Raw genomic sequence first — 25,299 nt, 5'->3', positions numbered from 1 at the left:
TTCCTCATCAGGGTTGGCCGGTCAAATCGCCCGTTGATGGCGTTCGCGCAGCTCTTCACGTTCTTTGGCTTCGATACACAGGGTGGCCGTGGGGCGCAGCAACAGGCGCTTGAGGCCGATGGGCTCGCCGGTTTCGCGGCACCAGCCGTATTCGCCGCGGGCCAGGTGCTCCAGGGCTTCGTCGATCTTGTCCAACAGCTTCTTTTCGCGCTCCAGCAGGCGCAGTTGCCATTGGCGCTGTTCTTCAGCGCTGCCGACATCGGCGGGGTCGCTGTTGGGTTCCTGTTCGCGCAGTACCATGAATTCAGCGTCGATGCGCGTTTGCAGCTCAGTGCGCTGGGCCAGCAACAGCTCGCGGAAGAACCCTTGCTGGGCTTCATTCATGTAATCGGCGGACGGTTGGGCGAGAAGGTCTTGTTCGGTCATCGGAGAGGGTTCACGGGTCAGGCTGTTTTTTAATGTTATAGTATAACAGTGCAAATAAGCCAATCCCCCTTGCCCGCAGTGACGAAGGGCGCAATGCTTGCAGCCGACTAACGCCCCGAGAGCCTCTATGAAATACCTGTTGTGCGCTGTGTTGCTGATCGTGGCGGGCCAGGCCAACGCCCAAGTACCCAGCCTGCTGGCCAACTGCACCCGCAGCGCCAACCTGCTGGCGTGCGTCGACGCGCAGGGCAACGCCTACAGCGTCGCGACGGCAGGCAGCACTACGTATTTGCGGGGCTTCGAGGTGATCGGCAAACGCTATTGGGCACAGACCAGCAGCCGCTACGGGCAACTGACGTTCTTTACCGGGTTGGCGTCCGATGGTGAAGCGTGGGTGGGCTACACGCGGCGAGTGGGCTGGACCACCCTCAACCGGTTTTCCAGTTCGGGTGGCGCCAGCGCCAAGTTCACCTGTAGCCGGATTACCGGCTGTTAGACCTGGCCATTCTTCTGCTCCTGAACCCAGGCCATGTAGCTGTTCATCGGCGGGTTCTTCTGGAAGTAGTTTTTCAGCCCTTCAAATAAACCGTCTGCCACCGCCTGTTGATGGCGTGCGGTGACCAGCCGCTGGGCGTCCTGGGTGTTGGAGATAAACCCGGTTTCTACCAGGATCGACGGCACGTCAGGCGACTTGAGCACCGCAAAACCGGCCTGCTCCACGCGCTTTTGATGCAGCGTGGTGATGCTTTGCAGGCTGCCCAGCACCGAGCTGCCCAGTTGCAGGCTGGAGGCGATGGTGGCGTTCATCGACATGTCGAGAATCACCCCGGCCAGCATCGGGTCCTTGTCCTTGAGATTGAGCAAGGTGGTGGCGCCCAACAGGTCGGCGCCGTTTTCCCGCTGCGCCATGAACCGCGCAGTGGCGGACGTCGCGCCACCTTCCGACAACGCATAGACAGAAGCGCCGGACGCCGTCAGCCGTGGCGCTGCATCGGCGTGCACCGAGATAAACATGTCGGCCTTGTGCTGGCGGGCGATGTCCACGCGTTTACGCAGCGGCACGAAGAAGTCGTCGTTGCGCACCAGCTTCACATCAAAGCCCTTCTCGCGCTTCAGACGCTTGGCCAGCAGTTGGGCGATGGACAGCACCACGTCTTTTTCGCGCTGGCCCTTCGAGCCGATAGCGCCCGGGTCCTTGCCACCATGGCCGGGGTCGACCACCACGATGATGTCGCGTTTCGGATGCGCCTTGTCCACGGGTGCCGCCAAGGGTGCAGCCAAGGCCGCCGGCGCTGCCGCGATTTGCTGAGGTGCGTGAGTGGCGCTGGTCAGGTCCAGCACCAGGCGGTGGCCCTGGCCATCCTGCGGCGGCAGCAGAAAGCTGTTGAGCTGCATCGGCGCCTTCAGATCCAGCACGATCCGCGTATCACCCTGGCCAAAGTGCCCCGAGCGAATCGAGGTAATGCCGCTGTTGGTCAGGGCCAGTTGGCTGAAATCCCCGGTCAGCTTCGCGCCGCTCAAATCAATGATCAACCGCTCCGGCGCGGTCAGGGTAAAGGTCTTGTATTGCACCGGGCCGCTGAGGTCCAGCACCAGCCGCAGCTTGTTATCCGAACGCCACAGCCGTGCATTGCGGATCTGCGCGGCAGACACGCCCAAGGGCAAGGTGAACACCGCACTGGCCAGCAGCAGGTTGAGGAGTTGACGTCTGTGCATGACTTACACCGCAAATAAAGGAGCTTCCGTACTCGACATGACTGAATAAAAGACAGAGCAGAAAAACTTTCGTCGACTCAATAGTAATAATATAACATGTCTTTTTATTTCCAACGATGGACCTGCTCATGAACGCGCTGACTCTGCCCGATATCGCCGCGCAGGCTTCACGCCAAGCCTTGCCGCTCGATTGGGTGGGCATGTGCGGCATTGCCCTGCCCATTCAGATCGACGGCCAGCGCCTCAGCGCCAAAGCCGATGCCGGCGTTAGCCTGGACGACGGTGAGGCCCGAGGTATTCATATGTCGCGGCTTTACCTGGCGCTGGAGATGCTTGAGCAACAGCCGCTTTCGCCAGCACTGCTGCGCAGTGTATTGCAACGTTTTCTCGACAGTCATGAAGGTTTATCCACAAATGCCTACCTGCGAATTCATGCAGACCTGTTGCTGAAACGTCCCGCGTTGGTCAGCCCATTGGCCGGCTGGAAAAGCTATCCGGTGAGCATCGAAGCGCGCCTGGAAAACCAGATGTTCCACGTGGAACTAAAAATTGACGTTACCTACTCTTCAACCTGCCCATGCTCGGCTGCCCTCGCCAGGCAATTGATTCAGCAGCAATTTATTGAAGACTTTGCCAACACGCCGCTGCAACACGAAGACGTGCTGACCTGGCTGGGCAGCGCCAACGGCATCGTCGCCACGCCCCACAGCCAGCGCAGCAGTGCACTGTTGCAGATCCTCCTTGAGGGCGATCAACCAACACTGCCGTTGAAACAACTGATCGACGAGACCGAAGCCGCCCTCGGCACCGCCGTACAAACCGCCGTAAAGCGCGCGGACGAACAAGCCTTCGCCCTGGCCAACGGGCAGAACCTGATGTTCTGCGAAGACGCCGCCCGCCGCCTCAACCTCGCCTTGAAACGCTCGGATGCAGTCAAAGCCTTCCACTTGAAAGTGATCCACGCCGAAAGCCTGCACGCGCACGATGCCGTAGCTGAAAGCCGCTGGACGAGACCTTCCGAATGATCACCTGCACCGCCTTGCGCTGGGGCGCCCCCGGCCAACCACTCACCCCGGCTATCGATTTCACCCTGGAAAAAGGCAGCCTCACCGGCATCATCGGCGCCAACGGCACTGGTAAAAGCAGCCTGCTGAAAGTCATCGCCGGCCTGCAGAAGCCCCTGGCCGGGAAAGTGACGATTGATGTTCCACGCCGCGGTGGGCTGTCGTTCCTGCCCCAGCAACAGAACCTTGACCGCCAGTTCCCCATCAGCCTGCAAGAGTTGGTGGCCGCCGGGTTCTGGGGCAGCAAGCAAACCCCGCAACAACGCACCGAACGCTTGAACGCCGTGCTCGAAGACTGGTGCCTCAGTGGCCTGGAGCATCGGCCGTTGATGGCCTTGTCGGGTGGTGAACTGCAACGCGCCCTGCTCGCCCGCATGAGCCTGGCCGAGTCGCCGGTGTTGCTGCTGGACGAACCCCACGCCGCCCTCGACGAAGACGGCCAGGCCCTGTGCTGGAAACACATTCACGCCTGGCACGACGAAGGCCGCACGGTGGTGGTGGTGTGCCATGACCTCGGCTCCGTCCGCCAGCACACCCAGCAAGTGGTGCAGATCAAAAGCAGTGGCTGCGTGTTCGGCTCCAGCAAAGAACTGATCCGCCCGCAGCCGCACATGCAGGTGGCCTGATGCACTTCGCCGCTCACTTGTGGATGCCGTTTCTCGACTTTGTTTTTATGCGCCGCGCGCTTCTCGGCGGTCTGGTATTGGCGTGCAGCACCGCGCCGCTGGGGGTTTTCCTGATCCTGCGCCGCATGAGCCTGATCGGTGACGCGGTGTCACACGGCATCCTGCCCGGCGCCGCGTTGGGCTTCTGGTTTGCCGGCCTGAGCCTGCCCGCGCTGACCATCGGTGGCCTGGGCGCCGGCCTGAGCATGGCCGGCCTCGCCGCCTGGATCACCCGCCGCACAGGGCTGAAGGAAGACGCCAGCCTCGCCGCCATCTACCCGATTTCCCTGGCCAGCGGCGTGCTGATCCTCGGCCTCGCCGGCAAGCGCCTGGACCTGCTGCACCTGCTGTTCGGCTCGGCCCTGGCGGTCGACGGCCCGACCCTCACCGGCATGCTCTGGGTCTCGGGCTTCAGCCTGATCGCCATGGTGGTGATCTACAAACCGCTGCTGCTGGACACCCTCGATCCGCTGTTCCTGCAAACCGTCAGCCGCCTCGGCCCGCTGGCCCACGGTCTGTTTTTGACCCTGGTGGTGCTGAACCTGGTGATCGGTTTCCAGGCCATCGGCGCCCTGATGGTGGTCGGCTTGATGATGTTGCCGGCGATTGCTTCACGCTTCTGGAGCCGGCGCCTGCCGGTGTTGATCGCGATATCGGCGGTGCTGGGATGCCTGTCGGTGTGGCTTGGCTTGTTGTTGTCGTTCTACTACTCGCTGCCCAGCGGCCCGGCGATTGTGCTGGTGGCTGGCGGCTTGTACCTGCTGTCCGTGGTCTTCGGTCCGGTGCACGGCTTGCTGCGCCGCCCGCCTTTGCTTACATCCCAATGAGGTGTTTCCCGATGCGCGCTCTACTCGTGCTGTTCAGTGTGTTGCTGCCGCTGTCGTTCGCGACGGCCCAGGCTGCCGACAAGCTTCAGGTGGTTACCAGCTTCAGTATTCTTGACGACATGACCCACCAGGTCGGTGGCGATCATATCCAGATCAGCAACATGGTCGGCCCCGACGCCGACGCCCACACCTACGAACCAACGCCAGACGACGCCAAGGCCCTGCTCAAGGCCAAGGTGATCATCAAAAATGGTCTGGGCTTCGAGCCGTGGCTGGATCGACTGGTCACCAGCACCGAGACCAAGGCGACTGTGGTCACCGCCAGTAAAGGCGTGTTGTCCCACACCATGGAAGAAGACGGCGAAACCATTCCCGACCCACACGCCTGGCACAACCTGGCCAACACCGTTATCTACGTGAACAACATCACCAAGGCGCTGATCGCTGCCGACCCGGCCAACAAGGCGGACTACGAGCACAACAGCCAGGTGTACCTGAAAGAAATCTACCGCCTGCTGGCGGAAGCCAAGGCCAAGTTCGGCGCCCTGCCACCGGGTAACCGCCGCATCGTGACCTCCCATGATGCCTTCGGTTACCTGGGCCAGGCCTACGGTATCGAGTTCCTGTCGCCTCAGGGTTTGTCCACCGAACGTGAACCGTCTGCCGCCGAAGTCGCCACGCTGATCACCCAGATCCGCAAGGACAAGGTCAAGGCCGTGTTCATGGAAAACATCAAGGACTCGCGCCTGCTCAAGCAGATCGCTGACGAAAGCGGCGCGCAAATCGGCGGCACCCTGTACTCCGACGCCCTCGCCGCAGAAGGCCCGGCCAGCACCTTTACCGGCCTGTTCGAATACAACCTCAACACCCTGTGCGCGGCCCTGAGCAAGCCATGACCCTGAGCATGCTCGACCTGGAAAAGGCTGCCATCGGCAGCCGCTTTCCACTCGCTAGCGTGCTCGACGCCCTGCCGTGGAACAGCGATGGCCTGATTGCCGCCATCGCTCAGCAACACGGCAGCGGCGAGGTGTTGATGCTGGCCTGGATGAACCGCCGGGCCCTCGACGAAACCCTGGCCACGGGGCAGGTCTGCTACTGGTCCCGCTCGCGCCAGCAACTGTGGCGCAAGGGCGAAAGCTCCGGCCACTGGCAACAGCTGGTGGAGGCGCGCCTGGATTGCGACGGCGACGCCGTGCTGCTGATCGTCGACCAGCAAGGCCCGGCCTGCCACACGGGCCGGCCCACCTGTTTCTACAACGCCATCGAAGGCAGCCACGTACACATCATCACCGCGCCCCTCAAGGAACCTGACCCATGATCCGCAAGAACCCTTCCGGCGACCTGCCCGTGATTGCCGAATCGGCCTACGTCGACAAAACCGCGATCATCTGCGGCAAGGTCATCATCGGCGAGAACGTATTTGTCGGCCCCTACGCGGTGATCCGCGCCGACGAAGTCAACGCCAACGGCGACATGGACCCGATCACCATCGGCGCCAATTCGAATATCCAGGACGGCGTGGTCATCCACTCCAAATCCGGCGCCGCCGTGACCATCGGCGAGTTCACCTCCATTGCCCACCGCTCCATCGTCCACGGCCCGTGCACCGTCGGTAACCGGGTGTTTATCGGCTTCAACAGCGTGCTGTTCAACTGCGTGGTCGGCGACGGCTGCGTGGTGCGGCACAACTCCGTAGTCGACGGCCGCGATTTACCCGCCGCGTTCTACGTGCCCTCCACCACCCGCATCGGCCCCAATACCGACCTGTCCCAGTTCCCGCCGGTGAGCGTCAGCGCTTCGGAGTTTTCCGAAGACGTGGCACGCACCAACGTCGACCTGGTGCTGGGTTACAAAGCCCTGCAAAACGAGTTCTGACCATGAGTCGCCTGCTGATCCGCAACGCCCGCCTGGTAAACGAAGGCCAGGTATTCGAGGCCGACCTGCTGGTCGCCAATGGCCGCATCGAGAAGATCGCCAGCAGCATCGACAACGTAAATGCCCCGGTGGAAATCGACGCCCAAGGCCAGTGGCTGTTGCCCGGGATGATCGACGACCAGGTGCATTTCCGTGAGCCGGGCGCACCGGACAAGGGCAGCTTCTACAGCGAATCCCGCGCGGCGGTGGCCGGGGGCATCACCAGTTTCATGGACATGCCCAACACCAGCCCGGCCACCCTGAACCTGGAAGCCCTGGCCGACAAAAAGCGCCGTGCCGCCCTGCATTCGGTGGCCAACTATGGCTTTCACTTTGGGGTGAGCAACGACAACCTCGACACCGTGGCCGCGCTGGACCCGCGTGAAGTCGCCGGCGTCAAAGTGTTCATGGGCGCCTCCACCGGCAATATGCTGGTAGATGACCCGAAGATTCTCGAGCGCCTGTTCGCCGAGGTGCCGACCATTCTCCTGGCCCACTGCGAGCACACGCCCAGCATCCACGCCAACGAGCAGCGAATGCGCGAACGCTTTGGCGACCACATCCCTGCCGTGGCGCACCCGCTGATTCGCGATGCGCAGGCCTGTTATCGCTCGTCGTCTTTGGCGGTGGAACTGGCCAAGCGGCATGGCACGCGCCTGCATGTGCTGCACATCACCAGCGCGCGGGAGTTGGTGCTGTTCGAAGACAAGCCCCTGGCGGAAAAACGCATCACCGCGGAGGTCTGCCTGCACCACTTATTGTTCGATGACCGCGATTACGCGCGCCTCGGCCACCAGATCAAATGCAACCCGGCGATCAAGACACGCGCCGACCGCAACGCCCTGCGCCTGGCATTGTTGAGTGACCGTCTGGATGTGATCGGCAGTGACCATGCGCCCCACACCTGGGCGCAAAAACAGCTGCCGTATCGAGAGGCGCCGTCGGGCTTACCGCTGGTGCAACACGCCCTGCCGGCACTGCTGGAGTTGGTGGCTGACGGCGTGTTGCCGCTGACCACCCTGGTGGCGAAAACCAGCCATCGCGTCGCGGACCTGTTTGCGATCCCCGACCGTGGCTACCTGCGGGAAGGTTATTGGGCCGACCTGGTGCTGATCAAACCCGAGCCCCTCGGCAAGCCCGTCAGCAGCGAGCCTATCCTGGCGCGCTGCGGCTGGACGCCCTTTGCCGAGCGCAGCTTCCGGCACAGCGTCAGCACCACGCTGGTCTCCGGCCATCTGGCCTGGCACGACGGGCGCGTGCACGACAGTTGCCAGGGGTTGCCGCTGCATTTTCAGCGCTGACAAGGATTGGGGCCGGCAACCCAACCCACTGTGGGAGCTGGCTTGCCTGCGATGCGGGCGACTCGGTTTCTCAGTAAACCCGAGGTGATGCAATCGCAGGCAAGCCAGCTCCCACACTTTGGTGCGGTTGTTCTTAAGCGCGGGGTTTGACCGTACCGCAGTTGCTGCCCAGCCACTGCGCGTGAGTGTCCAGGCTGCCCTTCTGCTGCACGCCGGTGGCGTTGAAAGTACCGTTAACCGTGGTGGTGAACTCCTGCTGGCTCTGGAACGTCGCCACGCCGGTGCCCTGGGCTTTCGGGCAGCTGAAGCGGAATTTCCACTGGTTGCCGGTCTTGTCCGTCACTTCCTGTTTGCAGCCCGATTGCGGGTCGGTCAGCGGGATGGAGTCGGACGCCACCTGGGCTTGTGTCAGGCACACCTGCACGCCTTTGCCGGCCATGGTGATGCCTTGCTTCTCAAGCATGGCCCGTTGTTCGGGAGTCATCTGTTGCTTGAGCTGACCAAGGATCAGCGACAAGTCCGGCAGGTCCTGGTTATCGACCTTCATGTTACTGGTGGTCAATTCCCACAAGCCCGGCGCCAACATCTGCGCTTGCGCCGCCACGGGCAGCGTTAAACCAACAACCATGGCCAAACCAAGCAGACGAGCATTCATCGGGTAACTCCTGGGTAATTGTCGGCGTTAGACGCCGCAAAAGCGCCAGTGTTGCACAGCAAATAAAATAGCGACATTCGTGGCCGAACATGGTCTGTTAGGCACTTGTTTGTCAGGAGTACCGTTGTCCATGGATTTCTTTGGCCCGCACCTGCTCGCCTATTTCATCGCCACCCTGCATTTTCTGGGCACCCTTGCCGCCATCCATGCGGTGCTGACCGTCAGGACCGCCCAAGGCTCGATTGCCTGGGCCTTGTCGCTGATGTTCATCCCTTACCTGACGCTGATTCCCTACCTGATCTTCGGCCGCAGCACCTTCGACGCCTACATCCAGGCGCGGCGCCAGGCCAACCAGGAAATGCACAAGGCGATCACCGAGCTGAACTGGCGCCCGTGGGTCGAAGAAGCACTGGCCGCGCGCAACTCCCAAGCCTATGCGTCACTGCGGGCCATGCCCAAGCTGGGGCGCATGCCGTGCCTGGCGAACAATCAGGTGCGCTTGCTGATCAATGGCGAGGCCACGTTCAGTGCGATTTTCGAAGCCATCCGTTCCGCGAAGACAGCCGTATTGTTCCAGTTCTTCATCATTCATGACGACGAACTCGGCCGCCGGTTGCACACGTTGCTCAAAGAAAAGGCCGCCGAAGGCGTGTCGATTTTCGTCCTGTATGACCGTATCGGCAGCCATGCCCTGCCCCATCGTTATGTGCAGTCGCTGCGGGACGCCGGGGTGCAGGTCAAGGCCTTCGCCACGCGCAGTGGCTGGCTAAACCGCTTCCAGGTCAACTTCCGCAACCACCGCAAGATCGTGGTGGTCGATGGCATTACCGGGTTTGTCGGCGGGCATAACGTCGGCGACGAATACCTGGGCAAGAAACCGCCCCTGGCGCCGTGGCGCGACACCCATGTGCAAGTCAGCGGCCCGGTGGTGGCGTGCTTGCAGGAATCGTTTGCCGAGGATTGGTTCTGGGCCGCGCGCGAGCTGCCGCCGCTGCTGCTGCCGGACACCTATCCCGATGACGGCGTGCTCTGCCAGTTGCTGGCCAGCGGCCCGGCGGATCCCTACGAGACGTGCTCGCTGTTTTTCGTCGAGGCGATTCATGCGGCGACCGAGCGAGTGTGGATCACCAGCCCGTATTTCATTCCTGATGAAGCGGTGTTTTCCGCACTCAGGCTGGCGGTGTTGCGCGGGGTCGATGTACGCCTGCTGCTGCCGTCGCGGCCCGATCACCGCATCGTCTACGCGGCCTCCAGCCTGTACGCGATCGAAGCTGTGCGCGCCGGGGTGCGGGTATTCCGCTACACGCCAGGGTTCCTGCATCAGAAAGTGGTGTTGGTGGACAGTGAAATCAGCGCCATCGGCAGTGCGAACCTGGATAACCGTTCATTCCGGCTGAATTTCGAAGTGATGTTGCTGACGGTGGATGACACCTTCGCCAGTCAGGTGGAGCATATGTTGCTGGATGACTTCGCCCTGGCCCATGAAATCAGCCAGGAAGAAAGCCGCCAGACCCATCGCCTGCAACAACTGGGCATGCGGGTCGCGCGGCTTATTTCTCCAATTTTGTAAGGCTTGCACCGAACCAAATGTGGGAGCGGGCTTGCTCCCACATTTAGATCACCGGTGCCACTGCTTACTGATACAGGTCATCCCGCGTCCACGGCAGCTCGTGGCTACCATCGGCATGGGGTTTCACCGCCAGAATCTGGTGCAGGTTGATCCAGCCCCGGGCAAACGCATAGGCACAGCCGGCCAGGTACAGCCGCCAGATGCGCAAGGCTTGCTCCGGCACCATCTTGCCCGCCGCTTCCAGGTTGTCTTCCAGGCGCTCGCTCCAGTGATCCAGCGTGCGCGCGTAATGCAGGCGCAGGCTTTCGACGTCGACCACTTCCAGCCCGACTTCGCTGATCTCGGCGGTCATCATCGCCAGGTGCGGCAGCTCGCCATTGGGAAACACATAGCGCTCGATAAAGTCCCCGGCGCCACGGCCCACAGGCCGGCCATCGGTGTGCTTGGCGGTAATGCCATGGTTCATCACCAGGCCGCCCTCACGCACCGCGCCGTACAAAATCTTGCAGTACTCCGCCAGGTTGGCGTGGCCGACGTGTTCAAACATCCCCACGCTCACCACTTTGTCGAAGCGGCCATCCTGGGGCAGGTCGCGGTAGTCCAGCAGCGTCAGCTCCACCTGATCTTCCAGGCCTTCGGCTTTCACTCGCTCCTGGGCCAGCTCCAGCTGCTCCTTACTCAGGGTGATGCCGAACACCTTGACCCCGAATTCCCGCGCGGCATACCGCGCCAGCCCGCCCCAACCGCAGCCCACATCGAGCAAATACTCGCCCGGCTGCAGCCGCAGTTTGCGGCACAGGTGGCGGAATTTGTCTTGTTGGGCTTGATCGAGGGATTCGCTGCCGGTCTCGAAATACCCGCAGGAATAGGCCATGTCACGGTCCAGCCAAAGCTGGTAGAACTCGTTGGACAGGTCGTAATGGTAGGAAATAGCGGCTGCGTCAGTGGCCTTGTCGTGGATCGAGCGCACCGGACGAGTGTCCTCCTCGTCCTCAACCAGGGCATGACTCAACTCGTCGACCACCCTGATCACTTCGGAAATGGAGCCTTCCAGCTCCAGTTTGCCCTCGACGAAGGCTTCGCCCAGTGAGTCGAGCGTTGGATGGCTGAGCGTTGAAACCATCATGGGGTCCTTGACCACAATGGTGACGCTGGGATCCGGGCCCAGGTTAAATTCATGGCCGTCCCAGAGTCGAAGACGCAGCGGTAGCTTGAGATTCTGTAAGGCCGGTGGAAGTTGCGCGAGCATGAGTAGTCCCCCTTGTTTCAGACGTCTGAAATGAGGGTAGACCATTCACAGAAAAATTAGCAGGCTATCGAAACAATAGCCCTTTTCTATGGTGCCCGCCGCTGGAGCAAACCGTCCTGGACCCACTGTTTCAGCCAGGTAACCGCTTGCAATGGCGCGCCCTCCTGGTAAGTGACTGCCAACTCGGCGCACAGTTCGGAAAAGTTCCAGCCAGTGCTGACCATGCCCGTCAGCGCGCTGGCTTCCGCCGGTTCCAGGCTACGGTATTGGCACACATTGTCGTGGCGCCAGACCAGGCAGACCTGCGCCAACGGTAAGGCCTCGCTGCCGGGAAAGTCCCACTCGCCCTTGCTCGCGCGCCAGATACCCAGGCTGTTGAAGTCACACGCTACTTGCTGCACCGACGGGGCCAGTTGCACCTGCAACCCGGGCCAGTCTTCAGGCGGCAGCGTGGCCATGTCTTGCAGGGCCAACGGCTCGCCCTGCGGCGCATCAAAGGCCAGGGTGAAGGCCCATTCCAGCCGCGCCAGCTCGGCCAACGGCGCGCCTTGGCCGGCGTAATGCTCGAGGATAAACCCGGGAAAACGCTCGCCAAACCAGCGCAGGCTGTAGTGGGCCGAGGGATAGCGGCGGATATAGGCCGAACCCAACGCTGCAAACTCCTCGTCCCCCAGCCAATACCAGACGGCGCTGAAGTCATCGCGCAACACTTCCTGCAACCGTGCGTGATAGGCGTTGTGGTAAATCGCCAGGCCCGTCTCTACATCCAGGGTCGGGCCACCGATCAGGGTGGCGCTGAAGCGGTTGTCGGCGGTGAACGTCTCCGCCAGCAACTGCTGTTCAAACGCCAATTGCCAATCGATCAGGCGCATAACGCCCTCCTGTCCAATGCGCTGGCGCCCAGCTCGCGGGCCTTGCTCAGCTCGTCGAGCAACTCCTGGAACGGCGGGAAATGATCATCACGCTCCAGCAACGTCGAAACCGGCCCAAGGTGCTCCAGCGTCTGCTGATACAGCGCCCACACCGGATCGCATACCGGGTGGTCATGGGTGTCGATCACGTAGTCGCCGTAATCCATGTGCCCGGCCAAGTGCAATTGGCGGATACTTTCGGGCGGCAGGTTGCGGATAAATTCCCAGGCATCGAACCCGTGGTTGCGCGAGCTGACGTACACGTTGTTCACGTCCAGCAGCAACTGGCAGCCGGTGAGATGGGTCAGGGCGTTGAGAAACTCCCACTCGGTAAACTCGTCCGCCTTGGCGCGTACATAGCTGGAGACGTTTTCCAGCACGAAGGGACGCTGCAACACGTCCTGCACTTGCCGCACGCGACCGGCGACGTGGTAGAGGCTTTCTTCGGTGTAGGGCAGCGGCAGCAGGTCATGCAACTGGTGCGCGTTGCCGCGACTCCAGCACAAGTGATCGGAAATCCATGCCGGCTGGATGTGTTCCGACAGCTGCTTGAGTTGTTTCAGGTAATCGATATCGAGGGCATGGGGCCCGCCGATGGACAGGGACACACCGTGCATCACCAACGGATAACGCTCGGCGATCGCGTCCAGGTAGTACAAGGCCTTGCCGCCCTGAACCAGATAATTCTCGGAGATCACTTCGAACCAATCCACGGCCGGCGATTGTTCAAGGATCTGCTGGTAGTACTCGCTGCGTAGACCCAGGCCGTAACCCAGACTCGGAAGGGAGGCGGACATAAAAACACTCCTGGGGAAAGTGTCCGCAGCGGCGGGGGCCCGCTGCGGTTGCACTCGACGCGGTGGCCGGTTACTCGCCGACGGTGCCGCCTTTCTGGTCGCACATCGCCTTGCTCATCGACAGGAAGCCGTGACCTTTGCAAACGCCCTGGCCTTTGCAAGCGTTGTCTTTGGTCTTGCAGTCGTTCTGGCCTTTGCAGGCGTTGACGCCATAGCAATGAACCGGGGCGTCAGCCGCTTGTACCTGGGTTGCAACACCGGCAAACATACCAGCGGCGGCGATAGCAAGGGCGGCACCAGACACTGCGTTTTTGAAGTTCATTTTGTAGTCCTCATGATCGGTAGTGGAGCCGGTCTGAACGGATTGTTCAGTCTCGACATAGCACTAGAGTGAGGTTCCCCCAAGGCGTTACAGCGAGACTGAAAAATTTCTAAAATTTATTCGTCCAGTTTCAACAACGGCTCCTGAAACCGCAACAAGCGCCCCGCATTACCCAGCACCAGCAGCGTACTGAGGTTGTGCAACACCGCCGCAATCATCGCCCCCGCCGCGCCCAGCCAGCCGAATGCCGCGAACACCACGATGGCCAGCGTCCAGCCCAGGCCGATGATCACGTTGACCTGCAGCGTGTGCCGGCACTGGCGGCTCAAACGTACGCACGTGCCCAGGCGCCGCAGGTCGCTGCCGATCAGCACCACATCCGCCGACGCCAGGGCGATATCCGCCCCGCCCGCGCCCATCGCCACACCGACCACGCCGGCCTTGAGCGCCAGGGAATCGTTGATCCCGTCGCCCACCACCATCGGCCGGAAACCGCTGCCGATCTCCCCCAGCACGCGGTTGAGTTTATCTTCCGGCAAGGCCTGGGCCTCGACGTCGCTGATACCCACTTCCAGCGCCAGGCTGTCGGCCACGCTTTGCCGGTCGCCGGTCAGCAGCAGTTGGCGACCCAGGCCCAGTTCACGCAGCTCTTTCATCGCCTGGCGGGCTTCCGGCTTGACGCTGTCTGCCAGCAACAACCAGGCGAGGAATTGCCCGTTCAGCGCCAGCCCGGCAATCGGGCCGTCGTGATGGGGAACTGCTGTGGTCGTGATACCCAGTTGCTCAAACAACTCCGGCCGACCGAGAGCGGCTTCGCCCTGCTCTGTCTGAGCGACGACACCAAGGCCCTGACGCTCGCGAATATCCGACAGCACCCGCATTTGCTCTTGCGTGGCCAACCCCGCCAACGCCCGGCTGACCGGATGGCTGCTGGCTGAGCCGAGACTGGCTGCAAGATTGAGCAGCACTTGCCGATCCGGCTCCGTGGTGTCGATGGACTGCAAACGCAGGGTGCCAAACGTCAGCGTGCCAGTCTTGTCGACCACCAGAGACGTCAAGTCCGCCAGCTCTTCGAGAAACGCCGAGCTGCGAATCAGAATGCCGTGACGCGCGGCCACCGCAATGCCCGCAATCGCCGTGGCAGGTGCCGACAACACCAATGCACATGGGCACGCCGCCACCAACACCGCAAGCATCGCCTGGGCGTCATTGGTGACAAACCAGGTCACCGCCGCCAGCAACAACACCAGCACCATGTAACTGCCGGCGTAACGCTCCAGCAACCGGGTGATTGGCGGCTTGGAACGTTCGGCGCTCTGCATCAGGGCGATGACTTTGCCCAACGTCGATTCGTTACCGGTGCGGGTCACTTCAAGGCGCAGCAAACCGTCGAGGTTGATCGCGCCACCAAACACCTGCACGCCCACACTCGCTTCCAGCGGCACCGACTCGCCGGTAATCGGCGCGGTGTCGAGGCTGGCCTGGCCCGACAACACCACGCCGTCGGCGGGCACCCGGTCACCGGCGCGCACCTCGACGATATCGCCGGTCTTCAGGATGCCGTTGTCGACTTCCAGAATGGTCCCGTCAGCCTGCACCAGGCGCGCATGGCTGCGGGTCAGTTTGCCCAGGGCATGAATCGCTTCCTGGGAACCGATAACGCTGCGCTCTTCCAGCACATGGCCGAAGATCATGATGATCGGCAGCAGCGCGGCGGTCAGCAGGTCACCGGTGGCCCAGGCGCCGAGCATGGCCAGGGCGATCAGTTGGTCGGTGATGCCATGCAGGCTCGGATAACGCAGGCTGTACCAGGCCGAGCGCATCACCGGCACCGCCACCAGCAACGAGGCGACGCCCAGCAGCAGTTGGCTGACGCCGGTCTGGTCCGGCGCCAGCCAGCGCCATACCAGGCCCAGGCTGAGCAGGCCCAGGGCGAGCATCGCCAGGGTCAGTTGCCGGGCGGCGCTGCGTTGTTCGGCCGATGAGAGCATCGGGGCGGCGTGGGCAGTCATTGTTCGGCTCCCTGAATGATCAGGCGGGAATCGTCTTTAGGGTCAACCGTGGTGACGGAACCAGCCTGGCCGAGAATCTTCGGCAAGCGCTCGCGGTACAGGCGCAGCAACAGGCCAGGGTCTTTGACCTGGGCCAGGCTGGCGACGGTGGCGGTTTGCGCGTGGGCGTTGGCCAGGCGTTCGCTGGCCTGGGCATGGGCCACCTGCACGGCGCGGTCGGCGTCCTGATTGGCGGTCTGGGTAAGTTTTTCGGCGTCGGTGCGCGCATTGGCCACCGCCTTGTCGGCTTGCTGGCTGGCGGTCAACACCGCGTTGAAGGCGTTGACTGCCGGGCCCGGCAGGCTCGATTGCACGTCGACCCGGGTGACTTCGATGCCCAGGCCAAGCCCGGTGGACGCCAGGTCAGCCAGGCGTTGATTGATGCCGCGCACCAGATCGCCGCGCAGCCGTTCGCGGCGTTCGGCGGCCTGGTTGTCGGCACCGATCAGCTCGGGGCGCGCCACCAGAATGGTGTCCAGATCCCGCGCAGCGGTCAGCACCACAGCGCTGCGGGTGACCAGCCGATCCAGCGCCGGCAGCACGTGATCGCCCTGCAACACAAAGGCGTAGGGCTCGGTGACCTTATAGAAGACCCGCACATCCAGCTGCACCACGCCGGCATCGCCGGTCAGCAGGTAACCGGAGCCGGCCAGGGCATCGCTCAGCGGCGTGGCAAAACTGGCCACGCGATCGGCTTGCGTGGCCGCATCGGAACGCAGCAGGTTTTCCACCCGGCGTTCGATCACCCGGTCCGCTGCGGGCAACAACACCACCTGCTCAAACGGGCGCGGCCAGGCCAATAGGAGCCCGGCATTCTGAATCCGGTCCAGCGCGCCGAAGTGCAACACCACGGCGCGGTTCTGCGGGTCGATCTGCCGTACGTTGGAAAACGCCCACGCCAACGCGGCCAATACCGTCACCGCATACAGCGCCAGGAACGTCAGCCGTCCAGCCTGGATCCACGGGCTGTCGAGGCTTTCCCGCTCACTCATGGCTGAACATCCTTCGGCCCATCCACCAAGGCGCGGAACGGTGCAGCGTCGGTGCGCAGGATAATTTTGGTGCCCGGCGTAACCACGGTGCCGAGGGTGTCGAGGGAGCGCAGCAGGTTATACAGCTGCGGATTCCCGGCGTAGGCACGCCCATAAATCTGCGCGGCTTCCACCCGGGATTGCGCTTCGATATCGGCGGCTTTCACCGTGGCATCGGCCTGCACGATCCGCGCATCACGCTCGGCGGCAGAACGAATCTGCGCCGCTTCACGTTTACCTACGGCGGTGCGTTCAGTGGCGATAGTCTCGCGCTCGGCGCGCATGCGGTCGACGGTGGCGGCCAGGGTCACCGAGGGTAAGGTCAGCCGCTCAACCCCGACCTGCACCACGCGCACGCCATAGGTGGTGAGCAATTGTTGATCTATCTGCTGGCGCAACTGCGCTTCAAAATCGGCAATGCGCACCTGGCTCGCATCGGTGTTCACCAGGTTGGCCAGGTCGAAACTGGCGGCGGTGGTTTCCAGCGCCGAGCCGACGAAGGTGCGAATCTGCCGCGCCGCTTCATCCGGCTGGTTCTGCACCGCGCGCATAAAACGCTGCACGTTGTCGGGGTCGCCTTGCACCTGCCAGGCCACGTAGGCTTGCACGATGATCCGCAGGCCGTCGCGGGTGCCCACATCCTGCAAACCGCTGGACGTGGTGCGCAGGCGCAGGTCTACCGGAATCGCCGCTTCAAACGGCGCCGGCCAGCGCCAGCCCAGGCCCGGCTCCAGCAGCACCCGCGACGGGTTGCCGAAGCGGGTAATCACCGTGGCTTCGCCGGAGCGCACCTGCACCAGGCTCGCCGCGGCGACGGCAAACAGCACCAGCAACACCGCCCAGCCCATACGCCGCCAGGGAAACGGGCCGGCTTCATGTTCATCACCGTGATGGTGATGATGGTGGCCGTGGTGGTGACCATGGCCTGCGTGATCGTGAGAATGAGCGCTCAACAGATGAACTCCTTATTGAACGGCTTTACGCGGCACCGCAGGGTCGGCCGGTAAGGTAAAGGAACGCAGATCGATGGTCGGTGCGCCACTGGCGCCCAGGCGATGATCAAGAATGAGTAATTTGGCGTGGGCCAGGCCCTGGCTCAGTTGGCTCAGGTACTGCTCCAGCACAAAGGCCTGGCCAGCTTGTTGATAGGCCTTTTGTTCGGCGCTGAAACGCAGGTCTGCGGCCCTGGCGCCAGCACCGACCTCATAGGCCGTGGCCTGGGCCAGGTCACGGGCGGTACTGGCCTGCAGCAACGCCTGGTTGGTCTGCTCGCTGGCAGCGCCGCGCTCCCGGGAGATCAGCGCCTGGGCGCCGATCTGTGCGGCCTGCACCGCGTGGTAGGCGTTGGCCGCACCGGACGGCGGATGAATGGCTTCCACCACGGTGGCGAGAATTTCTACGCCGCTGTCGAGCTTTTTCAGGTCCGCTTGCACCGCTTGGCCAATTTCATCGGCGAGGCTGTTGCGTTGTTCGCCGAGTAATTCGTCGAGGGTTCGCGAGGCAAACTCGTGGACGAGGATACGGCTGGCGGTGCTGCGAATCAGCGTGGGTACATCGGCGCTGTTATAGGTGGCCGCGAGCGCGGCCTGGTCGGTCAGGCCGATGCGGTACACGAAGCGCACATCCATATTGACGATCTGGAAGCTCTGCTTGTCGCCGCTGCTGCTGGCGATCACCTGGGATTTGTCATTCACGTGGCTCGCGTCCCACAGGCGGTTGGCGATCAACGGCGCCGGGCCTTCAGCGGGCGCGACGTCGGTGGCCGCCGCTTCGCCAACGCTGGTGGCCAGTTCATGGACCACGCCGTTTTCCACGTTCAGCACGCGGCCCAGCGGCCACGGCAAACCGGCATGCAGGCCGGGCCCGAAGACCTCGACCGGCTTGCCAAAGCGTTCATAAATCCCACGGCTTTGCAGGGCGACTTCATGCACACCGGTCAGCAACCAGCCTACGGCCAGCACCACCACCAGCACCGGCAGGAATGCCCGGCGCATGTAGGTAAAGGCCCAGATTTGCCGCAGGTCGATGCCGAAACGGTTGTGCAGTTCGTGCTGCAAGGCGAGCAACGGTTGTGGCGGCCAGCGCAGCATCCCGGCGATAAAACTCTGCGCCATCAGCCGTGGTTCAAGGCGCTCCTGGCGCGGGCTGAACAGCGACAGCAGGCCGCGTAACAGAAACTCCAGCGCCACCAGGGCCGGCAACAAGCCGATCAACACCGCCAGACGTAACGGCCACACGGACTCTTCACCGGCAAACAACAGACAAATCGCACTGATCACCAGGCAGATAATCGCCACCCGGCTCAGTTGCGCCAGTTGCGCTGCTTCCGGCCATTGGGCGGTGCTTTCCTGGGCCATGCGCCGTTCAAACACCAGCAAGCCGAACGCCAGCGCCAGAGCGATAGCCGCGCCCACGCTGGCCGCCTGGCCCACCGCTGCGGTGGGCAATGTCAGGTTCCAGAATTCCAGGACGCTGAACAGCGCCAGCAACGACCAGCCGCACAGCCAAAACACCGGCGCGCCGATCTGCGTCAGCAAGCCGCTACCGACACGGCCGAACAAACGGTTGAGCCAGCCAGGTTCTTCCTGTGGCAGCGGCTGTTCGATCAGCAGTGCCGCCGGCTCTTCCAGCGCCATGGCCCGCCAATCGGCGACCCACCACGCCGATTGCAAACCGGCCACCAGCACCAGCAACGCCGAGGCACAGTTGATCAACACTACCGGCCAGATCGACAGCGGTGCAAACAGCGCCACAAACAGGGCCAGCATCCAGCCGCCGACCGCCAGCACCGTCAGGCCAATGCCGGCCTGCCTTAACCGACGGGCATGAAACAACCCTTGCTGAAAACGCGGCAGCCCTTCGATAGCCACGTCATCAGCGTCTAGATCCACTCGCATCCCCAAACGCCCACCCAGAAACAATTAGTTACTCTATAACCCGGCGCGTGAAATTTTTGTTTGGTTTCACGGGGATAGTGACGAAACCCCCAGAAACCGGAGCCATCACTGGTTTCAGCCGTGATAAATCGGCACACTCCCCACAGTTTTTCGCGGGCTTACGGACAAGGAAGCGTCACTCCCCATGATTTCGATCTATCAGCTTAAACCGCGTTTTCAGAACCTGCTGCGCCCGCTGGTGCAGCGCCTCTACGACAACGGCACCACCGCCAACCAGATCACCGTGCTCGCCGGGGTGGTTTCCCTGCTGGTGGGATTGCTGATCGCCGGCTTTGCGCAACATGTGTGGCTGTTTGCGCTGATCCCGCTGTGGATGATCCTGCGCATGGCCCTCAACGCCATCGACGGCATGCTCGCCCGGGAATTCGGCCAGCAGTCGCGGCTCGGCGCCTACCTCAATGAACTGTGTGACGTGATCGCCGACAGCGCGCTGATCCTGCCGTTTGCGCTGATCCCCGAAGTCAGCCTGGCGCCGGTGCTGCTGGTGACACTGCTGGCGGTGTTCAGCGAGTACGCCGGCGTGCTCGGGCCGATGGTCGGGGCTTCGCGGCGCTACGACGGGCCCATGGGCAAGAGTGACCGGGCGTTTGTGCTCGGCGTGCTGGCCACCGGTGTGGCGCTGGGCTGGCTCGGTGCCGGTTGGGTCGATGCGGTGATGTGGCTGGTCGCGGCGTTGCTGGCCTACACGATGGTCAACCGCGTGCGCCAAGGCTTGAAAGAAGAACAAACCTCCCCTTCTGCATAAGGATTTTGCGATGCGCGAACAGCAAGAGCACACCTTCAGCACCCATGACGGGGTGGCGCTTTTCTACCGTCACTGGCCCGCCACCGCACCGGCGGGCTTCGCGCCGCGCAAGGCGATTGTGCTGTTCCATCGCGGCCACGAGCACTCCGGGCGTATCGCCCACCTGGTGGACGAACTCAACCTGCCGGAATTCGACTTCTTCGCCTGGGACGCCCGTGGCCACGGCCAATCCCCCGGCGAACGCGGCGACAGCCCCAGCTTTGCCACCAGCGCCCGGGATGTGCAGACCTTCGTTGACCATATCGGCGCCACCTACAACATCGAGGAAGAAAACCTCGCGGTGATCGCCCAGAGCGTCGGCGCGGTGATCGCGGCGACCTGGGTGCACGACTACGCGCCGAAGATTCGTTCACTGGTGCTCGCCTCCCCTGCGTTCAAGGTCAAGCTCTACGTGCCCTTCGCCCGACCGGGCCTGGGGTTGATGCGCAGGTTTCGCGGCAACTTTTTCGTCAACAGCTACGTCAAGGCCAAGTTCCTGAGCCATGACCCGGAGCGCGTGGCGTCCTACGACACTGATCCGCTGATCACCAAAGCCATCTCGGTGAATGTGCTGCTGGGCCTGTACGAAGCGGCCGACCGGGTTGTAGCCGATGCCCAGGCGATTCAGGTGCCCACCCAACTGTTCATCTCCGGCTCGGACTTTGTGGTGCACCGCAAACCCCAGCAGCAATTTTTCGACCGCCTGGGCAGCCTGAAGAAAGAACTGCACATCCTGCCCGGTTTCTTCCACGACACCCTCGGTGAACGTGGCCGCGCCGTGGCCTTGAGCAGCGCCCGGCGCTTTATCCTGCAGAACTTCGAGCACCCGCTGGACCGTGCCAACTTGCTGGATGCCGACAAAATTGGCCTGACCTGCGCCGAATCCGAATCCCTGGCCGCACCGTTGCCCCGCAACTCGCTGCGCGACCTGTACTGGCGCATGACCCGTGCCAGCATGGGCCTGGGCAGCAAGCTGTCGGATGGCGTGAAGCTCGGTTTCGACACCGGCTTCGACTCCGGCAGCACCCTGGACTATGTGTACCGCAACACGCCCACCGGCAAAGGCGGGCTGGGGCGGATGATCGACACCAACTACCTCAACTCCATCGGCTGGCGCGGTATTCGCCAACGCAAGTTGAACGTGGAAGAGCTGCTGCGCCTGGCGATGGGCAAGCTGCGGGAGGAGGCTCGCGAGGTGCGTATCGTCGATATCGCCGCCGGGCATGGCCGGTACATTCTGGAAGCCTTGCAGGGCGTTTCGCCGCTGCCGGAATCGATCCTGTTGCGGGACTACAGCGATATCAACGTGCGCGACGGTGGAGCACTGATTCGTGAGAAAGGCCTGGGAGACATCGCCCGGTTCGTCAAAGGCGATGCGTTTGACCGGGAAGACCTCGCGGCGCTTGAGCCAAAGCCAACGCTGGCGGTGGTGTCCGGGCTGTATGAACTGTTCGCGGATAACGCGATGGTCGGTGGCTCGCTCGCCGGTTTGGCTGAAGCTGTCGAGCCCGGTGGTTATCTGGTGTACACCGGCCAACCATGGCACCCGCAACTGGAACTGATCGCCCGCGCCCTCACCAGCCACCGTCAGGGCCAGGCCTGGGTGATGCGCCGGCGCAGCCAGGCGGAAATGGATCAACTGGTGGAAGCTGCCGGTTTCCGCAAGATCACCCAACGCGTGGATGAATGGGGAATTTTCAGCGTGTCCCTGGCACAGCGGGTCTGACCCATGCGTGAACCGGGCCTGTTAAAACCGGCGGTGCTGTGGCTGCTGCTGTTGGCGCCGCTGTTTTTCAGCACCTACGGCTTTGCCACGTGGGTCACCAGCCAGCGTAGCGACGTGGGCACCCTGGTGTTCGGCTGGGAAACCCATATCCCGTTCTGGGCCTGGACCATCGTGCCCTACTGGTCGATCGACCTGCTCTACGGTTTCTCCCTGCTGCTGCCCAGTACGCGCCATGAGCTGAAACAGCATGCCCTGCGCCTGCTGACGGCCCAGGTGATTGCTGTCACGTGCTTCCTGATCTGGCCATTGCGCTTCACCTTCGAACGGCCGGAGCTGGACGGCGTGTTCGGCTGGCTGTTTGCGGTACTCGCCGGGTTCGACAAGCCGTTCAATCAGGCGCCGTCGTTGCACATCGCCCTGCTGGTGGTGCTGTGGATAATGTACCAGCGGTATAGCCGGGGCCTGTGGCGCTGGCTGGTGCACGGCTGGTTCGCATTGATCGGCCTTTCGGTGCTGACCACTTATCAACATCACTTTATCGACTTACCCACAGGCGCCCTTGCCGGCTGGCTGTGCGTGTGGCTTTGGCCGCTGGAACATCCGAGCCCGTTGCTGAATGCCCAGTTGACCCGGGACCGCCAGCGTTGGCGGCTGGGGTTGCGCTATGGCTTCGGTTCTTTGGTGTGTTTGATCCTGGCGTTCAGCCTCGGTGGCGGTTGGTTGTGGCTGCTTTGGCCGGCGGTTTCCCTTGGATTGATGAAGGCGAATTATCTGGTGCTGGGCGTTTCGGGCTTTCAGAAGCGTGCCGACGGGCGACTTGCTCCGGCAGCACGCTGGTTGTTGGCGCCTTATCTGGCAGCAGCCTGGATCAATTCCCGGCTGTGGACGCGTAAACATCCACAGCCCGATCAGGTTGTGGATAACGTCTGGCTGGGGCGAATTCCCACAGCCAGGGAGCTGGACTCATTCAAAGCGGTGGTCGATCTGTGCGCCGAATTGCCGATTAATCCACAGGACCGCGTCTATTACAGCCTGCCTGTTCTGGATCTCACGGCACCTACTGCGGCGCAATGCCTGGAAGCTGCCGAGGCCATTGAACGCCTACGCTCAGCCGGGCCGCTGCTGGTGTGCTGCGCCCTCGGTTACTCGCGCAGCGCCACCGCCGTGGCCGCCTGGCTGCTCCACACCGGGCGCGCAGCCAATGTCGACGAGGCGGTGGCTATTATTCGTACAGCACGCCCGCGTGTGGTCCTGCATCCCGCTCACCGTGAAGCCCTGGAGGGTTTAACCCATGCCGGCTGATATGGAATTACAGGTCGTCGCCAGCCTGCTGCGCCGGGGCCGCTCCCTGGACCAGTTATCCACAGGCCTGACCTTGCTCGGCGTGCTGTTCGGCCTCGCACAACTGCTGATGGCCAGCATCACGCCAATCTGCCTGATCCTCAGCCTGTGGATGATTGTGCTCGGGCTGCTGCAAAAATACTGGGCGTTGCGGGTGGCCTTCGACGCCGACCTGTTCGCCCTGCTCGCCCGCGACACCGACCGTACACCCGACTTCGACCAGGCCATGCAAACCCTTGGCCTGCAATCCGCCAAACGCGCGGGCCGGCCCTGGACCGAACGCCGTCGCGGCGCCCTGAAACTGTTGCGCAAGCAAGCCTACCTGCTGGCGGCGCAAGTGCTGCTGACCGTGGCCGTCATCCTGGCCAGCCCCTGGCTGCCCTTCGCCGGATAAGGAATCCTCATGTTCGAACCCGTGGTCGCCACCCTGATTACCTCCATGGCCCGCACCGTCACCGGCGCCCGCAGCCTGTGGCTTGGCTGTGCGCCCGTGCCGGTGCAACGCATCTATTACGCCAACCACAGCAGCCACGGTGATTTCGTGCTGCTGTGGGCGTCGCTGCCACAGAACCTGCGTAAATTCACACGCCCGGTGGCCGGCAGCGACTACTGGAACACAAGCGCCCTGCGCCGCTACATCATCAACCGCGTATTCAACGGCGTGCTGATCGACCGCGAGCGCAAGGACCCTGTGGATAACCCTTTGCAACCGATGCTCCAGGCCCTGGAAAACGGCGACTCGCTGATCATCTTCCCCGAGGGCACCCGCAACCTGGAAGACGGCCTGCTGCCCTTCAAAAGCGGCCTGTATCACCTGGCAAAGAGTTATCCACACGCCGAATTGATCCCGGTGTGGATCGCCAACCTCAACCGGGTCATGCCCAAGGGCCGCGTGCTGCCGTTGCCATTGCTGTGCACCACCAGCTTCGGCGCACCGCTGCAACTGGAGGACGGTGAAGACAAGGCACTCTTCCTCGCCCGCGCCCGCGACGCCTTGCTCGCCCTCGCCCCGGAGCACTCCTGACATGGATAGCCAAACCCTGATGTTGTTCGGCGGGATCGGCGCGATCCTGGTGCTCGCCTCACTGATCGGCCTGATCCTCAAACTGCGCACCCGTGGCACGCCCAACGCGGTCATCGACAACCTCAACGCCCGCATCAATGCCTGGTGGGTGATGGTGGTGGTGATCGGCATCGCCTTCTGGCTCGGCACCGGCGCGGTGATCCTGCTGTTCTACGCCGTGTCGTTCTATGCGCTGCGGGAATTCCTCACCCTCACGCCGACCCGGCGCAGCGATTACCCGGCGCTGGTAGCGGCGTTTTACCTGGCGTTGCCGCTGCAATACCTGCTGATCTACTTCGACTGGTACGGGCTGTTCTCGATCTTCATCCCGGTGTACGTGTTCCTGCTGCTGCCGATCCTTGCGTCCTTGGGCGGCGACAGCACGCACTTCCTGGAACGGGCATCGAAGGTGCAATGGGGGTTGATGATCGCGGTGTTCTGCGTGTCCTTCGTGCCGGCGCTGCTGACCCTGGACATCGTCGGCTATGAAGGCCGCAACCTGCTGCTGATCGCCTACCTGGTGATCGTGGTGCAGCTGTCGGACGTGCTGCAGTACGTGTGCGGCAAGCTGTTCGGCAAACACAAAATCGCGCCCAACCTGTCGCCGTCGAAGACCGTGGAAGGCTTTGTCGGCGGGATTTTGCTGTCATCGCTGATCGGTGCGGCGCTGTGGTGGACCACGCCGTTCAATCCCTGGCAGTCGTTCCTGATAGCGCTGTTGATCAACCTGCTGGGGTTTGCCGGCGGAATCGTGATGTCAGCGATCAAGCGCGACCGGGGCGTGAAGGATTGGGGGCACATGATCGAAGGGCATGGCGGGATGCTGGACCGGCTGGATTCCGTATGTTTTGCGGCGCCGATTTTCTTTCATCTCGTGCGCTATTGGTGGACCTGAGCCCCACCCCTCACCCCAAGTACCCGCAACGCAA

26 protein-coding genes are annotated in these 25,299 nt (G+C 62.7%); 15 read left to right on the top strand and 11 right to left on the bottom strand.

Annotated elements, in window-relative coordinates; translation table 11 throughout:
• Positions 1–21: 21 nt before the first annotated feature.
• Positions 22–426, bottom strand: coding sequence for an RNA polymerase-binding protein DksA (gene dksA, locus HKK54_RS10875; protein WP_169386790.1), 405 nt, complete (start codon positions 424–426; stop codon positions 22–24).
• Positions 427–553: 127 nt separating this feature from the next.
• On the opposite strand from dksA, the gene HKK54_RS10870 reads away from it, so the two are divergent.
• A complete protein-coding gene (locus HKK54_RS10870) occupies positions 554–922 on the top strand; it encodes a glutamine synthetase (protein ID WP_169386789.1) in 369 nt (122 codons plus the stop codon).
• Here HKK54_RS10870 and HKK54_RS10865 read toward each other — a convergent pair.
• On the bottom strand, positions 919–2,142 hold the full coding sequence (locus tag HKK54_RS10865) for an N-acetylmuramoyl-L-alanine amidase (RefSeq protein WP_010168395.1): 1,224 nt from the start codon (positions 2,140–2,142) through the stop codon (positions 919–921). The genes HKK54_RS10870 and HKK54_RS10865 overlap by 4 nt on opposite strands.
• Before the next feature lie 128 nt (positions 2,143–2,270).
• Here HKK54_RS10865 and folE2 point away from each other — a divergent pair, with 128 nt between their 5' ends.
• From folE2 to HKK54_RS10830, 7 genes are read left to right on the top strand one after another with little or no spacing between them, the layout of a single operon-like run.
• Positions 2,271–3,167, top strand: coding sequence for a GTP cyclohydrolase FolE2 (folE2, locus tag HKK54_RS10860; RefSeq protein ID WP_169386788.1), 897 nt, complete (start codon positions 2,271–2,273; stop codon positions 3,165–3,167).
• Positions 3,164–3,832: a metal ABC transporter ATP-binding protein gene (locus HKK54_RS10855; RefSeq protein WP_169386787.1), complete on the top strand. Its 669-nt coding sequence runs from the start codon at positions 3,164–3,166 to the stop codon at positions 3,830–3,832. Before folE2 ends, HKK54_RS10855 begins: the two co-directional genes overlap by 4 nt.
• Complete coding sequence (locus HKK54_RS10850; protein ID WP_010168404.1) at positions 3,832–4,698, top strand: metal ABC transporter permease; 867 nt, start codon at positions 3,832–3,834, stop codon at positions 4,696–4,698. The genes HKK54_RS10855 and HKK54_RS10850 overlap by 1 nt, the downstream gene beginning before the upstream one ends.
• A gap of 11 nt (positions 4,699–4,709) precedes the next feature.
• Entirely contained in the window at positions 4,710–5,594 is an 885-nt protein-coding gene (locus HKK54_RS10845; RefSeq protein ID WP_010168406.1) for a metal ABC transporter substrate-binding protein, read from the top strand.
• Positions 5,591–6,016: a phosphoribosyl-AMP cyclohydrolase gene (gene hisI, locus HKK54_RS10840; RefSeq protein WP_169386786.1), complete on the top strand. Its 426-nt coding sequence runs from the start codon at positions 5,591–5,593 to the stop codon at positions 6,014–6,016. The genes HKK54_RS10845 and hisI overlap by 4 nt, the downstream gene beginning before the upstream one ends.
• A complete protein-coding gene (locus HKK54_RS10835; RefSeq protein WP_010168409.1) occupies positions 6,013–6,573 on the top strand; it encodes a gamma carbonic anhydrase family protein in 561 nt (186 codons plus the stop codon). The genes hisI and HKK54_RS10835 overlap by 4 nt, the downstream gene beginning before the upstream one ends.
• A gap of 2 nt (positions 6,574–6,575) precedes the next feature.
• A complete protein-coding gene (locus HKK54_RS10830; RefSeq protein ID WP_169386785.1) occupies positions 6,576–7,913 on the top strand; it encodes a dihydroorotase in 1,338 nt (445 codons plus the stop codon).
• Between the two features lie 133 nt (positions 7,914–8,046).
• Here the strand turns inward: HKK54_RS10830 and HKK54_RS10825 are convergent, their stop codons facing one another.
• Positions 8,047–8,568: a DUF3617 domain-containing protein gene (locus HKK54_RS10825; RefSeq protein ID WP_010168411.1), complete on the bottom strand. Its 522-nt coding sequence runs from the start codon at positions 8,566–8,568 to the stop codon at positions 8,047–8,049.
• Positions 8,569–8,698: 130 nt separating this feature from the next.
• On the opposite strand from HKK54_RS10825, the gene cls reads away from it, so the two are divergent.
• Entirely contained in the window at positions 8,699–10,138 is a 1,440-nt protein-coding gene (cls, locus tag HKK54_RS10820; RefSeq protein WP_169386784.1) for a cardiolipin synthase, read from the top strand.
• Between the two features lie 64 nt (positions 10,139–10,202).
• Here the strand turns inward: cls and cfaB are convergent, their stop codons facing one another.
• From cfaB to hflK (HKK54_RS10780), 8 genes are all read right to left on the bottom strand, one after another.
• Complete coding sequence (gene cfaB, locus HKK54_RS10815) at positions 10,203–11,387, bottom strand: C17 cyclopropane fatty acid synthase CfaB (protein WP_010168413.1); 1,185 nt, start codon at positions 11,385–11,387, stop codon at positions 10,203–10,205.
• Positions 11,388–11,473: 86 nt separating this feature from the next.
• Positions 11,474–12,259 (bottom strand): HvfC/BufC N-terminal domain-containing protein, encoded by a 786-nt coding sequence (locus tag HKK54_RS10810; RefSeq protein WP_169386783.1) that lies wholly within the window; start codon positions 12,257–12,259, stop codon positions 11,474–11,476.
• Entirely contained in the window at positions 12,250–13,095 is an 846-nt protein-coding gene (gene bufB, locus HKK54_RS10805) for an MNIO family bufferin maturase (protein ID WP_169386782.1), read from the bottom strand. Before bufB ends, HKK54_RS10810 begins: the two co-directional genes overlap by 10 nt.
• 70 nt (positions 13,096–13,165) lie before the next feature.
• A complete protein-coding gene (gene bufA2, locus HKK54_RS10800) occupies positions 13,166–13,417 on the bottom strand; it encodes a BufA2 family periplasmic bufferin-type metallophore (RefSeq protein WP_010168419.1) in 252 nt (83 codons plus the stop codon).
• 116 nt (positions 13,418–13,533) lie between these two features.
• On the bottom strand, positions 13,534–15,429 hold the full coding sequence (locus tag HKK54_RS10795; protein ID WP_010168420.1) for a cation-translocating P-type ATPase: 1,896 nt from the start codon (positions 15,427–15,429) through the stop codon (positions 13,534–13,536).
• Entirely contained in the window at positions 15,426–16,460 is a 1,035-nt protein-coding gene (gene hflK, locus HKK54_RS10790) for a protease modulator HflK (protein WP_169386781.1), read from the bottom strand. Before hflK (HKK54_RS10790) ends, HKK54_RS10795 begins: the two co-directional genes overlap by 4 nt.
• Entirely contained in the window at positions 16,457–17,455 is a 999-nt protein-coding gene (hflC, locus tag HKK54_RS10785; RefSeq protein ID WP_161635746.1) for a protease modulator HflC, read from the bottom strand. Before hflC ends, hflK (HKK54_RS10790) begins: the two co-directional genes overlap by 4 nt.
• A 9-nt stretch (positions 17,456–17,464) precedes the next feature.
• Entirely contained in the window at positions 17,465–19,396 is a 1,932-nt protein-coding gene (gene hflK, locus HKK54_RS10780) for a protease modulator HflK (RefSeq protein WP_169386780.1), read from the bottom strand.
• A gap of 184 nt (positions 19,397–19,580) precedes the next feature.
• Between hflK (HKK54_RS10780) and HKK54_RS10775 the strand changes: the two genes are divergently transcribed.
• The 6 genes from HKK54_RS10775 to HKK54_RS10750 are packed head-to-tail and all read left to right on the top strand — an operon-like array spanning position 19,581 to position 25,265.
• Positions 19,581–20,201 (top strand): CDP-alcohol phosphatidyltransferase family protein, encoded by a 621-nt coding sequence (locus HKK54_RS10775; protein WP_169386779.1) that lies wholly within the window; start codon positions 19,581–19,583, stop codon positions 20,199–20,201.
• A 10-nt stretch (positions 20,202–20,211) separates the two neighbouring features.
• Positions 20,212–21,966, top strand: a complete 1,755-nt coding sequence (locus HKK54_RS10770; protein WP_169386778.1) for a bifunctional alpha/beta hydrolase/class I SAM-dependent methyltransferase — start codon at positions 20,212–20,214, stop codon at positions 21,964–21,966.
• Between the two features lie 3 nt (positions 21,967–21,969).
• A complete protein-coding gene (locus HKK54_RS10765) occupies positions 21,970–23,268 on the top strand; it encodes a phosphatase PAP2/dual specificity phosphatase family protein (RefSeq protein WP_169386777.1) in 1,299 nt (432 codons plus the stop codon).
• Entirely contained in the window at positions 23,258–23,701 is a 444-nt protein-coding gene (locus HKK54_RS10760; RefSeq protein ID WP_169386776.1) for a hypothetical protein, read from the top strand. The genes HKK54_RS10765 and HKK54_RS10760 overlap by 11 nt, the downstream gene beginning before the upstream one ends.
• Positions 23,702–23,710: 9 nt before the next feature.
• Complete coding sequence (locus HKK54_RS10755) at positions 23,711–24,331, top strand: lysophospholipid acyltransferase family protein (protein WP_169386775.1); 621 nt, start codon at positions 23,711–23,713, stop codon at positions 24,329–24,331.
• 1 nt (position 24,332) lies between these two features.
• Complete coding sequence (locus tag HKK54_RS10750) at positions 24,333–25,265, top strand: phosphatidate cytidylyltransferase (RefSeq protein ID WP_003213523.1); 933 nt, start codon at positions 24,333–24,335, stop codon at positions 25,263–25,265.
• Positions 25,266–25,299 lie beyond the last annotated feature (34 nt).

Origin of the sequence: Pseudomonas sp. ADAK13 (genome assembly GCF_012935715.1) — a bacterium.
Taxonomy (GTDB): Bacteria; Pseudomonadota; Gammaproteobacteria; order Pseudomonadales; family Pseudomonadaceae; genus Aquipseudomonas.
This window is presented reverse-complemented; position numbering and strand designations above follow the sequence as displayed.